Source organism: Acidobacteriota bacterium (assembly GCA_016208495.1).
In the GTDB taxonomy this organism is placed as follows: Bacteria; Acidobacteriota; Blastocatellia; order Chloracidobacteriales; family Chloracidobacteriaceae; genus JACQXX01.
In genome coordinates, this window is the sequence record JACQXX010000102.1 from 28,371 (window position 1) to 41,897 (window position 13,527).

A 13,527-nucleotide genomic window follows, 5' to 3' on the forward strand; every position below is an offset into this window, starting at 1 on the left:
ACGAACACAATTGACTTTATAAAAGAGGATATGTACGGTTTTTCTGTACAGATTCTGAGAGGTATCCCATGCCAATTCAAACCACCTACACTGATGCCCGAGCAAATTTTGCGAAGTTGTGCGATCAGGTGACATCTGACCGTGAGGTGGCGATCATTACTCGCCGTGGTGCCGAAGATGTCGCCCTCATTTCAGCTTCTGAATTATCCAGTTTGCTTGAAACCGCACATTTGTTGCGCTCCCCAAAGAATGCGGACCGGTTATTGACCGCGCTCAAGCGTGCCCAGGAGCGAACAGTCGCTTCCCAAACAGTTGATGAACTGCGCCAGGAGCTTGGGGTTGATGAGTGATCGGGATGCTGTGTTCCAGCCTGAATTTCGTGAAGATTTGCGGTTTTGGGTTGAAACAAACCGCAAAATCGTTTTACGGGCATTTGCTCTGATTGAAGCCACCATGCGTGATCCGTTCAAAGGTATTGGTAAACCCGAACCGCTCAAATATTTGGGGGCGAATGTCTGGTCACGCCGACTGACCCAGGAACACCGCATCGTCTATCTGGTCAGTGACGACCGAATTGATTTTCTGCAAGCCAGATATCATTACTGATCCACCCGTTTTCTTCAGCCCGAAGTCTTTCAGCCCCCCGCCCCAAGCCCTCAGCCCTGGTTTTCTCAGCCTCACACTCCACAAATCTTCTTCCACTCTGGATTGAAGCCAGTTCCAGCCGCCGCCAGTTGGCGGATTTCATGCCAGATTTCGCTCAGGAGCACCGGCGAGATCTTGCCGAGTTCGAGTTTTTTCGCTTCGTAGCCATAACTTGAGAGATCTGAAGTCAGGTAAAAGTTTTTGAGCGCCACCGTCCGTTTTTCCTTCAAGTCACCGCTGCCCGTGTATTCAATCACCACTTTCACGCCCAGTGAGGGCAGGTTTTTTTGATACACCCAAAACCAGAGGCCATTGTCAGACTCAGCCCGGCTATAGCCAAATTTGGCGGCTTTGCCGTGCAGCACGACGGATTCGATGAGATGGCCGGCAAAATCAGCAAGTTCTTTTATTTTGTGAAGGTTCTCAGGCAGGTGATAGGGCGCCCAGGCAACCTGTGGAAAAAGGGTTTCCACTTCGTAATCGGCCAGATGTGACTGCCACTGAGCGCGTTCGGCTTCGGTCATTGAAAGTGCATGCGCGACTCGAATCCGCGAATCCGCCGGCAGTTCAACCGGGTTGTCATCGGCATCGGTCAACGTTCCATCTGCCAGCGGTCGAAATGAACATACCGATGAATGCGGGGTGGCTGCTTCCCAAATCACGTGCTGGCACAGTCGGCCCATGACTGGATGCTTTTGGAAAGACAGCGTCCAGTCTTCCGCCGACCAGTTGCGGCGAAGGCACATCGCTTCCCAGAGGTGATTGGTCTGAAAATCAAAGAGTTCTTTCAGTTGTTTTTTGAGATCCGAAAACGTCTTTTTGGCTTCTTTGGCCAATTTTTCATCATCGCTGGCTCGCGGTGTCGGAAGTGCTTTGAGTACGGTACCTTCTGCGTCCTTGAGCACCAGTTTGACGCTATCATCAATCTGGACTGAAAACGAACGCGGGCCAAAATCGAGCTTCAGCACACCGTCGGAATCAAACCCAAATGTCGGAATGGTGCGGTCAATCAGGTCATCTTGAGACCAGCCTTTGCCTTTGGCCAGAATGTCCAGGTACTTTTGGGCTTGCTGGCGGATACTTTTGGTTCGATTCTTTGCCTGCGAAGTCCGCACCAGCCACTGAATACACCGCGCATCATCAACCGTTCCAAGCATTTGCACCAGTGCCCAGCATTGGGCTGACCGTTTGACCTGCCAGTCGTCAAGATACTTTTCAATCAGCGGAATCAACGTCGCTCCACCAAATGACCCGGCAACCGACAGAATGCCTTTTTCCTTAATTGCGCTGCCGCGTTTGGTTTTGTCGGCAATCATATAGGTCAGAAAGTCCTGAAGCCGCTGATTTTCTGCTTCGGGCGTGAGGTTCAGGAATGAAAAATGCCGAAATTGTTGAAATTCAGCGGTGAATTGCTCAGTCAGGGCGGCAATGTCAGGGTGCTCAATAATCTTTATATCTTGTTGAATCCATTGCTCCAAAACAAATTTTCCCAGGACCTCGCCCTGCGAGTTGGGGATTTGTTCGGGCCAGCCCTCCTGGAGCAAGGTGGCTTCGGGATTTTTCTTCCGAAAGCCTTGAACGAGCCACCACGAAACAATGTCAGGTTCGACTGGTTCTCTGGTATCGCTCCAGGTCACAGCCGGAAGTTGATCAAACGGAAACCAGAGCAGGTCTTCAGAAATGCCTTTTTTCAGGCCACGTTGGGCCGTGTCGAGCAGGGAGTCACGGGTAAGCATAGAAGAAGGGTTCAGGGTTCAGGGTTCGGGGTTCGGGGCTGTTTTACGGTTTTTGAATAAACTCGTCAAACTGTTTTTCGGTGAGTACTCGGGATGATGCCAGTTCGGGTTCAGGGTTCAGGGTTCAAAAGACAAAAAGGACAAAAAGGATGAAAGGGACACAAAATCGAAACCCTGAACCCTGAACCCTGAACTCCGAACCCCGAACCCCGAACCCCGAACCCCGAACCCTGAACCCTACTTCATCGGCAATCGCCGCACCCGTTTGCCTCCGGCAGCAAAAAACGCATTGAACACTGCTGGCGCGGCTGGAGGCACCGGTTGTTCGCCGATGCCGGTTGGAGGCGCCGTGCTGGGGACCGTGTAGACTTCGACCCGCGGCATATCCTTGATTCGAAACACCCCAAAATCAGCATAATTGCTTTCGGCGACGCCACCATTTTTCAGCGTGATTTCACCTGACATCGCGGCTGAGAGTCCCCACACGATACCGCTTTCAATCTGACCTTCCAATCCGAGCGGGTTGATGACCTGTCCACATTCGACAGCACAGACAATTCGATGGATTTTGGGCCGGCCATCGGCGCCAACTGAGACTTCGGCAATTTGCGCCATGGTGGTTCGTTCGTGATAGACGTTACAGGCGATGCCCAGTGCGTGGCCGTTGGGAAGTGGTTTGCCCCAGCCGGCTTTTTCAGCCGCCAGTTGGATCACCCGTCGCAGACTCGGACGAATGGTTTGAAACGGGGCAACATCAGGCTTGAGAAACTCCAGTCGAAATTCAACCGGGTCGGCTTTGGCCGCATGCGCCAGTTCATCCAGAAAGCTTTCACGGGCAAAGACATTTGGTGGGTAATGCACCGCCCGCCACGGCCCTGAGGGTACCGGCGAATCAACCAGTACAAAATCATAGTGCATGGCTGGAAATGCGTAGGGTGAATCATAGAGCCCCCATCCATAGCCAACGTGCCAGTTTGGATCCTTAAAATCAGGTGGACTCAGAACTGAGAGTAACGACGCACAGAGCCGATGGCCGAAACTGGTCAATTTGCCGCTGGCATCCACCGTTCCGGTCATCCGGTGCATGGAAGCCGGATGAAAATAACCATGTTTCATATCATCACTTCGCGACCAGATAACCTGGACCGGGTCCGGGCTCTGTTTGGCGACTTCGACGGCTTCGGTGACATAATCAAACTGCAATCTCCGGCCAAAGGCGCCTCCGAGCAGAGGAACGTGCATTTTGACAGCGCCAATTTCAAGGCCAAGCTGTTTGGCTACGCCTTCCTGAGCCTGATTGGCGCACTGGGTACCGGTCCAGATTTCGCATTCGCCTTTGCGGACGTGAACCGTACAGGTCAGGGTTTCCACTGGTGCGTGGGCCTGAAAACCGTAGGCATATACTTCTTCAAGTTTATGGGTTGCCGATTCAACCGCTTTGGCCCGGTCACCCTGGGTCCAAATCACTCGGCCTTCCTGGCGGCTCAAGTCCTCCATCCGTTTCCAGTGGAGTTCAGACGAATAGTCTTTATTTGCACCCAGATCCCATTCGATTTCAAGGGCTTCGACGCCCCGAAAGGCCGCCCACGTGTCATCGGCAATCACGGCAATTCCAGTTGGCACCTGCACGACGTTGCGCACACCCCGAATCTTTTTGGCTTTTGTTGCGTCCCATCTGGCCACTTTTCCACCCAGGACTGGAGACCGTTTCACAGCCGCAAATCGCATGCCGGGCACGCGAATATCTGCCGTGTAGGCGGCTTTCCCGTTCACGATATCTGGTCCGTCAACGCGTTTGACCCGGCTTCCGAGCAGTTTGAAATTGTTTGGGCTCTTCACTTTCGGGGAAAGCGGTGGTGTCAGTTTGGCTGCCGCCGCGACGAGTTCGCCATACGCCGCTTTGCGTCCCGTCGGAGGATGGATGACCATTCCCTGTGAGGTTTCACAGGTCGCGGGCTCAACCTGCCAGGTGGTCGCTGCTGCTGCAATCAACATCTCCCGAGCCGTGGCCCCGGCGATCCGAAGTGGGCTCCACGAACCGGTAACGCTGCCGCTGCCGCTGGTGCGCATCCGTGGAAAGTCAGTGCCAGGCATGGGGAATTGAACTGTGACCTGTTTCCAATCAACGTCGAGTTCTTCGGCCACAATCATTGGAAGTGATGTCCGGACACCCTGACCCATTTCAGCCTTGGCAGCCATAATCGTGACGTTTCCAGCCTGATCAATCGAGAGCCACTGGTTGGGCTGAAATGGCGCTTGTTCCAGGCTCAGATTGCGCACTGCGCTTTCAGCCGAAGCCGGGATTTCCAGAATAAGTGCCAGCCCGGTGAGGGCGCTAAGTTTGAGAAATTGTCGTCGTGAAGTACTCATAAGATTAGGGTTCGGGGTTTAGGGTTCGGGGTTCAGGGTTCAGGGTTCGGGGTTCGGGGTTCAGGGTTCAGGGTTCAGGGTTCGGGGTTTTCGAATAAATGTCATCTTGTCACCCTGTCACCCTGTCATTTGTCACCTTGTCATTTGTCACCCGGTTACCTTGTCACGTTGTCACTTTGTCAGTTTGGTCGCGGCTCGATGGACGGCCCGGCGGATGCGCTGATAGGTGCCGCACCGGCAGACGTGTTGGGAAAGCACTTCGTCAATTTGTTCGTCGGTTGGATGTGGCGTGTGTTTGAGGAAAGCGGCGGTCTCCAAAATCATGCCGCTCTGGCAAAAACCACACTGGGCGACGTCTTCTTCAAGCCAGGCTTTCTGACAGGGATGGGAATTGTCTTTCGAGAGTCCTTCGATGGTGGTGAAGGACTTCCCGGCGGCATCCTGGCACGGGATCTGGCAGGCGCGAACCGACTGGTTCCCCTGCAAAATGGTACAGGCGCCGCACACCCCAAGGCCGCAGCCAAACTTGGTTCCGGTCAGCCCCAAATAATCACGCAACACCCACAGGAGCGGCATTTCGGGTTCGACCGAAACCGTTACTTTTTGCTGATTGATCGTTAATTTGTAATCTGGCATATCTGGAGTGCTGCGGCTCAACGCAGCTTTGGAGTGCTGCGGCTTGACGCAGCTTTCAGCTTTGGGAAGCTTTGAGGATATGAGCGAAGGGATTTGAAGTAGAGGAACTTCTTGTGGTCGGTCTGGTAGAAACCGACTCTAGCGGAGAAATTTAGATTGCACCAGATGCGTGATTGGGAATTTACAGATTGTTTACAGCCATCTGAGCCGTAACCCAAATCCTAGAGGGCAAAATCAATCCAGTTGCCGCCCAAACCCCAGTCCGAAAAGTTCTGGATTTATACCGAAAAATCCCGCCAAATTTGCCTGTTCAAAGCGGTTATTCACGGTGTGTTTAACTTCGGCATTCTAAGCTGGTGAGCAACCGAACGATCTTTCAATCCCCAATGATTCTGATTTGTGGTTCATTACTCGCCAGAGAAGGATGGTGGTTATGGTCACCTTGAGGTCGCCGCACTTTGTTATTTCTTTCATTCTTTTTGCAATGAGCTCAGTATTTTGGGTTCCTGCCAGCCTGACATCTGCTTCGTTTCTTCCGCTGCAATCCGCTTCATTTTCAATTGTTGAACGCACACCAGTGGTCAATGAAGGAAATCAACTTCGATTGACGGTGATTGATGCAACTGGTCAACCGATTTCGGGTGTTGTCTGGGAATCCGGTAGCCCGGAAATTGTGACTGTTGAGTCCCAAACCGGAGTCCTGCACGGGGTTTTACAGGGAGTTGCCACGGTGACGGCTCGTCGGAATGCAGAGAGCACATCGGTGTTTGTCGTGGTGACGCGAGTCAGTTCCAATCGCGGCGCAACTGTGCCGGGTGAAACCAAAGTTGATACCCGAGGACGAGTCTATCTGACCGACCCGGTCAACAGCGTGGTTCTGCGCAAGGAAAGTCTTTCCGCGCCGGCTCAGCTTTTTGCCGGTTCAGAGTTAGCGCACGGCCATCGGGATGGAAATCGGCTGGGTGCCTGGTTTGCCGGGCCAACCGCTGCCACGATTGACAACGGTGCGCTGGGCGGAGTGTATGTGGCTGACACGCTCAATCATTGCATTCGCAAGGTTGGGTATGACGATCAGGTTTCAACCGTGGTGGGGAATGGTACCGCGGGAATCTTGACGGCTGACATCACGCCGCTTTCAAGCGCGGTTTTGCGCGGTCCACGTGGCGTGGCGATTGATACGGGTGGCAATCTGTTTGTCGCAGATACCGAAAATAACGCCATTTTTTATGTTGATTTTAACCGGCAGGAGATCCGTCTGCTGGCTGGAATGCCCGGTGAGGCGGGGCTGGCAGATGGAACTGGCCGCACCGCCCGGTTTGCTCATCCGCGAGGGCTGGCGCTCAGTCCAGATGGGCGACTGCTGGCGGTGGCTGACGAAGGAAACCGGGTGGTCCGACTGGTTTCAAAATCCGGGGTGGTCAAAACAGTCGGTCGCCAATCTGCCGCACGGGAATGGAAGACGAGTTCCGAAGATGAATTTTTGTTTCAAGCGCCACAATCGGTCAGCTTTGACGGGCAGGGAAATCTGTGTGTGGTTGACAAGGCCGAAGCCTACGTTGTGACCAATCCTGAGACGACCTCTCCCGAACGGATCCCGCTGGCTCAACCGGGCGTGTCGTTTGGACAGGCGGTGAGTGTGACTGTCCGGGGCTATCAGACGTTTGTGCTTGATGCCCAGGCCGCCAGCCCAGACGAGGCGGTCAAAGTGGTAACGATTGGCCCGCCGCGCATTAAAACCATCAGCCGGACGTCTGACCAGATCGAAGGTGGTGCCGAAGTTGTGGTTGATGGTCAAAATTTCGGACCCGAAACCCACGTTCTGCTGGGTGACCGGCTGGTTGAAGCTGCGGTCATCGAAAGTGCCACACGCTTGCGGTTTCATGTTCCGCCACAAAATGCGCCTGGGAAACGCACCCTTTCGATCCAAACCCGAGGCGGTCTGGTCCAGCAAAAGTTCGAAATCTTTGCCAAAACTTTTGAAGCCATGGCGGCTGGGGAAATCACGACCGTGGCGGGTGGGGTTCCGTACTCGGGCGACAGCGGCGTTGCTACCCTGGCCAGCTTGAAATTTCCGCGTTCGATTGCCATTGACGGTGCCGGAAATATGTTTATTGCTGATCGGCTCAATCATCGTGTTCGGCGGGTGGATGCCATTTCAGGCATTATTTCAACCGTTGCCGGAACCGGAGCGGCAGCCTATAACGGCGACGGGCAACCAGCCCTGAGTGCCAGTTTGAACTTCCCGACTGGTGTCGCGGTTGACCACGATGGGAATGTCTGGATTGCTGACCAGCTCAATCATCGGATTCGCCGGGTGGATGCCATGACGGGAATCATCACGACGGTTGGTGGAACCGGGGTGGCTGGTTTGAGTGGTGACGGAGGACCAGCGACCAACGCACAACTCAATTCACCACAGGCAATTGTCTTTGATTCGGCTGAAAATGTGTTCCTGACAGATTTAGAAAATCATGCGGTTCGCCGGATTGATGCCATGACCGGTGTGATAACCACTGTGGCCGGGACCGGTATCAGCGGTTTTGGCGGCGACAACGATCTGGCCCAGCGGGCACGGCTCAATCAACCCTATGGATTGGCCGTTGACCAGTTTGACAATCTTTTCATTGCCGACACTGGCAATCACCGGGTTCGCCGGGTGGATGCTGGGTCGGGTGTTATCACAACGGTGGCCGGAAACGGGATTGCAGACTTTCACGGAGACGGTGGCCCGGCTCCTCGTGCCAGCTTGAATCAACCCTATGGTGTCACGATTGACCTGACTGGAAATCTCATCATTGTCGACCGCAACAATGGTCGGATCCGCCGGGTTGACTTCGCCACCCAGGTTATGAGCACTGTGGCCGGCAATGGTTCGGATGATTTCAGCGGTGACGGCGGCCCCGCCGTCAGCGCCGGGTTATTGGATCCGGAAGCAGTTGCGGTTGATGGCAACGGGCGGTTGTTTATTGCCGACACCGAAAATAATCGAGTTCGGCTGGTTTCTCCGGATGGTGTCATCCAAACCGTGGTTGGAACTGAATTTGTCAGCGGTGACGGAGGGCCGGCGATTAACGCCAGTTTGAGCAACCCCTTCAAAGTGCTGATTGACCACCAGGGTAACCTGATTATTGCTGATTCTGAAAACAATCGCGTGCGTCGCGTGGATCGCCAAACCTGGATCATTCACGGCGTGGCTGGAAACGGGGTTGAAGGTGACAGTGGTGACGGCGGACCAGCGGTTCTGTCACGGCTACACGATCCGGAAGGGCTGGCCATTGACCGGGCCGGGAACCTTTATATTGCCGACCAGGAAAATAATCGCATCCGCCGGATCAATGCCGCCACCGGCGTGATTGTCAATTTTGCTGGAAATGGACAGGCTGGATTTGCGGGTGATGGCGGGCTGGCGACGCTGGCGACGTTGAATTCGCCGCGTGGGATCACCATTGATGTCAACGATAATCTGTATCTGGCTGATCGGCTTAACCATCGCATTCGCCGGGTAGATGCCCAAACTGGTGTGATCACGACGATTGCTGGAATGGGAACTGCCGGGTTTACCGGAGATGGCGGTCCAGCTATGTATGCCCATTTGAATTCACCGGAAGAAATTGTGTTTGACCAGCAGGGAAACCTCCTGATTGCTGATTTAGGCAATCACCGCATTCGTCGGATTGATGCCCGGACCAGTATTATCACGACAATCGCCGGGGTTGGCATTCCAGGTTTTAGCGGTGATGGGGGACCAGCCATGCTGGCACAACTCAATTCGCCGCATGGCATTGCGGTTGACGGGGCGGGCAATCTGTTTATTGCTGACCGTGATAATCATCGCCTCCGCCGGGTAGATGCCCAAACGGGAATCATCTCGACGATTGCGGGAACTGGGGAACAGGGCTACAGCGGAGACGGTCAGCCTGCCAGTGAGTGTCGCTTAAACTATCCGCTGGGACTCGTCATTGACGGGGAGGGCAACCTCTGGCTGGCGAGTGGGTTCAACGATGCCATTCGGGTCATCCGGCAGGCGGCGGTTGGACTGCAGAGGGTCACAATCACTCAGGTCAACTTCCAGGCCCGGCGGTTGACGATTACTGGCACCGGGTTTGGTTCAACCGGCGCTCAGGTTTTGATCAATGGAACGGATGCAACGGCATTTCTCAAATCCCAGACTGATACCAGCTTGATGCTCAAAGGGAAGAAAAAGAAATTGGGTCTCATCAATGGCACGAACCTGATCAGGGTGATCGCGGGCGGTGTGAGTTCGAATCAATTTGAGTTTGATATCAGTCGAGATGAGTTTTAGTGCCGCAAGGCACAGAGTTCAAGCTTTCGCTTGCTTCCATCGAACGGACCAGGCAACCCACCGGAAACCAGTTGCCTCTCCGACATTGCTTCGGAGACGCCGTTACTCCTGGCTGTAAATCATTTTGACATATTTGCAATCAGAAACAGCCGTGCGGTTGGGTTGGGCCAGATAAGAATTCAAACAGGCCAAATCCTGTTCAATTTGACGGCGTTCCTGGATGGACAATTGGGGAACCGCCAGATCAACGGCGATTGCCCCAGCAAGTTGGTATTTTATTGATTCAAGGATGTTCTGCTTGACAGTTTCTGAGTCAGATCGTGAGCCTTTAACACTTGCCTCGATATAAAGAATCATCTCTTTGGATGTCGGATAATAGAGCAATCCGCCACCATAACACTTGGCAATTACACTCCACTGGTGACCTTTTATTCTTAATGATGCAGCAAGTTTGTATGATTCTTTGGCGACCTGTTTTCTTAGCGCATCATGCTGCCACTCCGTAGCTTTCTTCGCGAGGAGCACAGGGTTTTCCAAATCGCTTTGGTTTAAATGTTCTTTGGGTAGGGGAACAGTTTGTAAAGAAAAAAGCAAAACAAGGATTGCCAGTAGATTAAATAACTTTAAGGGTACCCACATTCTTTCTATCTCCTTGCCTTGATAGAATCAGAAAACGATAAAGATCAGTCCATTGGTCAGGATTGGTGGTTGCACAACCGGCAGTTACTTGCCCTGGGTGCAAATATCTTGCATTTTGCCCCTGAACTGCTACACCAGTTCCAATCAAAAACCAAGTTTGAGAAAAAACTGATTGCCCAAGATAGCCGTTTCCTAACTGATGCGGGAAGTCTGGAATTTGAATATTGTGAGTTCCTTGTGGAATTGGAGACCTTGGATAAGTCAACGTACCAATCCTTTTGTTTCCATTGTAAGTGATTTCACCTTTTGTAGTATTGAACACAAGTCTTGCTGGCCCACGGTAGACAGGAAGAGGGAATCCAAGGTTTGTCTTTCCTTGTGAAGTAAGCCTCACCGAAGCTTTTTTCCCCCGATAAACTCCTTCATAAATGGTGAAGTAGTCCCGCCGTTCACTGGAATTTTCTTCTTGTCGGGTTTCTTGATAATCAACCCGGAGGTATTCAGGTAAGGCGATGATTTCACCGCTTGGCTCAAGTCTGACACGAAGCCAGCCATTTGCGTCTCCGATAATGTATCTATTTGACATAAATATTTGATGATCCTTGAGTTGTCAGAGTAATGAAGAGCGGTAGAAATTAAATTTCTTGCTCAAGAACCAACAGAGCAAAATCTATGCCACAGAGATTATTTAAATTTGAATTTAACTTGGTTGAGATTCGTTGTTTTGGTATCACAAAAAATTAAATTGATCTTGTTTTGCACTCCGAAGGATTGCCGTTCGGATAGCCGGTCGGTTGCTCGGCTACAGCGAGCTACCACCGGTCACAGGTCACCCCACCTTTCATCCCGAAGGGATGCGGCTCATCAGTTCAGGTCCACAGGTAACGTTCATCATATTCGACGCCGCTTCGCTTGAGGAATGCCAGATATTCATCCTGGAAGGTCCATTTTCGGTGATGGTTTTCCTGGTTGTGGATATACACTTTGGCAGCTTCAACTTGTGATGAACTGACGGTAAATGCCCCATATCCTTCCTGCCAGGAAAATTGAGGCAGCCGGTGTTTCTCGTGAATCCACATTGAGGAAGATCGTTTTAACTCACGCACCACTTCGGCCAGACAATGATTTGACCGTAGCCGCATAAGAATATGAACGTGGTCGCTTGTTCCGCCTACAGCTAGAGAAACTCCGTTGAGCGTTTGGATTGAATTGACCAGAAACGCATAAAGCTGATCGCGAAGGGCTGCGGAAATGAAGGGCTTCCGATTTTTGGTGCTGAAGACGACGTGATAATGGAGTGATAAATGGGTTGACGCCATACGGGTGTAAATGGATGACTTCGCCGCATCCCTTCGGGATGCAATCAGATATCGGATTGGGTTTAGCACTCCGAAGGGTTGCCATTCGAAGTGCCGATTGATTTACTGATCTGAGCTTGCCACCGGTAACAGGTTGCCCCTCCCTTTTCTCATCCCAAAGGGATGCGGCTCAATGCTTCACATCAAACCAAACAACCAGAAAACAAGAATGCCATTTGCCAAACCACCAGGTTGATACCTGAATGGAATCGCAAATGGCACAACAAGAAAACCAAAATTGAAACGGTTAAATGACATCCTGGTTTTCAGGCAGATGCTTTTGATTTGCCTTCCAATGGATTGCCATTTGGAAAGCAACTCGGCTTCAAGAATTGAAAAAAGGTTTCGCACCCCGAAGAATTGCCATTCGGAGTGCTGGTTGATTGACCAATCTGAGCTTGCCACCGGTAACAGGTTGTTTTTCAGGTATCGGATTGGCTTGAGCACTCCGAAGGATTGCAGTTCGGATAGCCGGTCGGTTGCGAGGCTTTGCGAGCTACCACCGGAACAGGTTGCCCCTCTCCATCTTTCATCCCGAAGGGATGCGGCAAGAAGAAAGGTAAATCAATAAATGACACATAAACCCATTATGGGCTGACAGATGTGCCGTCGCCGCTGTTCTTTGGTTTTCGCGGGGCGCGAGTTCGAGAAATTACGGTTGTTCCAAAGTTCCCAAGCACCGGGTTGTCTTTTCCATAAAAACCACGAAGCATACTGTCATCTTTTGACAGTTGCTCAGTCGCAGCTTTTAGCAAGGATTGAAAACGATCATAGGCTAAATCAGCCGCTCTTTGCTTGGATTCATATTCTGTTCGAATGCTTTCCAGTTCTGTGCGCATTCTTCGGCGTTCAGCTTCAATTAATGTAGGTGGAAAGTGAGTTTCCTGGTTATGTTGAGCGATTCCATCAGCCATTCGCTCAAGTCTTTGGGTTGTTTCTTGAAAATTTTGAGAATTTAGACGTCTCATGTAAATCAATCTCCTTGAATTAAGAATAGAGATTGGAATTATATCCATAAACCTATTTTTTTTGACAAGAATAATTAATAAAATAATTAATTTTTGGATAATTAATAAAATAGTTGTAGGCTTTAACTTAAAAAATAATATGAATTTGTGTTGTTTTAGTTATTCTTGTAAGGTTTATGTTAAGTTTTCAAAGAATAAATATAAATATTGTAAAATCAATGATAGGATAGAAAATATTATGAATGAAAGCGTGACGAATAAGCTTAATATTCTTAGAATAAGATTAAAATTATTATTTGAACTGAATAAGATGATAAGTTAATGATACTTGGGTTGTTAATATTCAGGCCATTTCCAAGGAATAGCTATTTTATCTTTATTAGTTTCACTCATATCGTTATTATTAATTCTTTCTTCTTCACTTTTAAACATTTCTTCACAATTATTCAAAATTTTTTGATACCAAATTTTATGAGCATCATTATTGGCATGTAATATAAAATGTGGTCGTTCACTAACTTTAATTTTATTAGGAGTTAGTTCCACTAAAATAGTTCCATTCGGTTGATCTCCATCTATAATTTGAAAACTCAGCGTTGGTACATAATTAATGATTCTGAGGTTGATACGATATTTTTGATCATCTGGCAATTCTCTTCTAAATTTAGTGATAATTTCGTAAAAAGAATTAAAATCTGGTTCAGTGGAAGAACTTTCAATTACACCGAGGCTTATTGTTTTGGTGCTCATCGGCTAATACTTTGAAAAAGAAACAGGTCAGTCCTACGATAGAAAAGACAAAAAACAGAAGAGAAGTCGGAGGGCTGACCTGTGAGAAAACCAAAAGAATGGGGACAAGGATGCCCCAAACC

General features: G+C 50.6%; 11 protein-coding genes. 3 read left to right on the top strand and 8 right to left on the bottom strand.

What is annotated here, in order from left to right; translation table 11 throughout:
* The first annotated feature begins 68 nt into the window (after positions 1 to 68).
* Both HY774_20680 and HY774_20685 read left to right on the top strand, forming a co-directional pair.
* Positions 69 to 350 (top strand): type II toxin-antitoxin system Phd/YefM family antitoxin, encoded by a 282-nt coding sequence (locus HY774_20680; protein ID MBI4750902.1) that lies wholly within the window; start codon positions 69 to 71, stop codon positions 348 to 350.
* On the top strand, positions 343 to 606 hold the full coding sequence (locus tag HY774_20685; protein ID MBI4750903.1) for a Txe/YoeB family addiction module toxin: 264 nt from the start codon (positions 343 to 345) through the stop codon (positions 604 to 606). The genes HY774_20680 and HY774_20685 overlap by 8 nt, the downstream gene beginning before the upstream one ends.
* A 71-nt stretch (positions 607 to 677) precedes the next feature.
* Here the strand turns inward: HY774_20685 and HY774_20690 are convergent, their stop codons facing one another.
* From HY774_20690 to HY774_20700, 3 genes are all read right to left on the bottom strand, one after another.
* A complete protein-coding gene (locus tag HY774_20690) occupies positions 678 to 2,381 on the bottom strand; it encodes a DUF4132 domain-containing protein (GenBank protein MBI4750904.1) in 1,704 nt (567 codons plus the stop codon).
* Positions 2,382 to 2,618: 237 nt separating this feature from the next.
* Positions 2,619 to 4,751, bottom strand: coding sequence for a xanthine dehydrogenase family protein molybdopterin-binding subunit (locus tag HY774_20695; protein ID MBI4750905.1), 2,133 nt, complete (start codon positions 4,749 to 4,751; stop codon positions 2,619 to 2,621).
* Between the two features lie 171 nt (positions 4,752 to 4,922).
* Positions 4,923 to 5,387, bottom strand: a complete 465-nt coding sequence (locus tag HY774_20700; GenBank protein ID MBI4750906.1) for a (2Fe-2S)-binding protein — start codon at positions 5,385 to 5,387, stop codon at positions 4,923 to 4,925.
* Positions 5,388 to 5,871: 484 nt separating this feature from the next.
* Between HY774_20700 and HY774_20705 the strand changes: the two genes are divergently transcribed.
* Positions 5,872 to 9,690 (top strand): IPT/TIG domain-containing protein, encoded by a 3,819-nt coding sequence (locus HY774_20705; protein MBI4750907.1) that lies wholly within the window; start codon positions 5,872 to 5,874, stop codon positions 9,688 to 9,690.
* Between the two features lie 102 nt (positions 9,691 to 9,792).
* Here the strand turns inward: HY774_20705 and HY774_20710 are convergent, their stop codons facing one another.
* The 5 genes from HY774_20710 to HY774_20730 form a co-directional block, all read right to left on the bottom strand.
* Positions 9,793 to 10,329, bottom strand: a complete 537-nt coding sequence (locus HY774_20710) for a hypothetical protein (protein ID MBI4750908.1) — start codon at positions 10,327 to 10,329, stop codon at positions 9,793 to 9,795.
* Positions 10,304 to 10,915: a hypothetical protein gene (locus tag HY774_20715; GenBank protein ID MBI4750909.1), complete on the bottom strand. Its 612-nt coding sequence runs from the start codon at positions 10,913 to 10,915 to the stop codon at positions 10,304 to 10,306. Before HY774_20715 ends, HY774_20710 begins: the two co-directional genes overlap by 26 nt.
* A 283-nt stretch (positions 10,916 to 11,198) precedes the next feature.
* Positions 11,199 to 11,648, bottom strand: a complete 450-nt coding sequence (gene tnpA, locus HY774_20720; protein MBI4750910.1) for an IS200/IS605 family transposase — start codon at positions 11,646 to 11,648, stop codon at positions 11,199 to 11,201.
* Between the two features lie 626 nt (positions 11,649 to 12,274).
* Positions 12,275 to 12,526 (bottom strand): hypothetical protein, encoded by a 252-nt coding sequence (locus HY774_20725; protein MBI4750911.1) that lies wholly within the window; start codon positions 12,524 to 12,526, stop codon positions 12,275 to 12,277.
* Positions 12,527 to 12,991: 465 nt separating this feature from the next.
* Entirely contained in the window at positions 12,992 to 13,405 is a 414-nt protein-coding gene (locus HY774_20730; GenBank protein MBI4750912.1) for a hypothetical protein, read from the bottom strand.
* Positions 13,406 to 13,527: the final 122 nt, after the last annotated feature.

Excerpts from the sequence above, each read along its gene's own strand:
- HY774_20680 (MBI4750902.1), top strand. The coding sequence starts at position 69 with ATGCCAATTCAAACCACCTACACTGATGCCCGAGCAAATTTTGCGAAG.
- HY774_20685 (MBI4750903.1), top strand. The coding sequence starts at position 343 with ATGAGTGATCGGGATGCTGTGTTCCAGCCTGAATTTCGTGAAGATTTG.
- HY774_20690 (MBI4750904.1), bottom strand. The coding sequence starts at position 2,381 with ATGCTTACCCGTGACTCCCTGCTCGACACGGCCCAACGTGGCCTGAAA.
- HY774_20695 (MBI4750905.1), bottom strand. The coding sequence starts at position 4,751 with ATGAGTACTTCACGACGACAATTTCTCAAACTTAGCGCCCTCACCGGG.
- HY774_20700 (MBI4750906.1), bottom strand. The coding sequence starts at position 5,387 with ATGCCAGATTACAAATTAACGATCAATCAGCAAAAAGTAACGGTTTCG.
- HY774_20705 (MBI4750907.1), top strand. The coding sequence starts at position 5,872 with ATGAGCTCAGTATTTTGGGTTCCTGCCAGCCTGACATCTGCTTCGTTT.
- HY774_20710 (MBI4750908.1), bottom strand. The coding sequence starts at position 10,329 with ATGTGGGTACCCTTAAAGTTATTTAATCTACTGGCAATCCTTGTTTTG.
- HY774_20715 (MBI4750909.1), bottom strand. The coding sequence starts at position 10,915 with ATGTCAAATAGATACATTATCGGAGACGCAAATGGCTGGCTTCGTGTC.
- tnpA (MBI4750910.1), bottom strand. The coding sequence starts at position 11,648 with ATGGCGTCAACCCATTTATCACTCCATTATCACGTCGTCTTCAGCACC.
- HY774_20725 (MBI4750911.1), bottom strand. The coding sequence starts at position 12,526 with ATGCGCACAGAACTGGAAAGCATTCGAACAGAATATGAATCCAAGCAA.
- HY774_20730 (MBI4750912.1), bottom strand. The coding sequence starts at position 13,405 with ATGAGCACCAAAACAATAAGCCTCGGTGTAATTGAAAGTTCTTCCACT.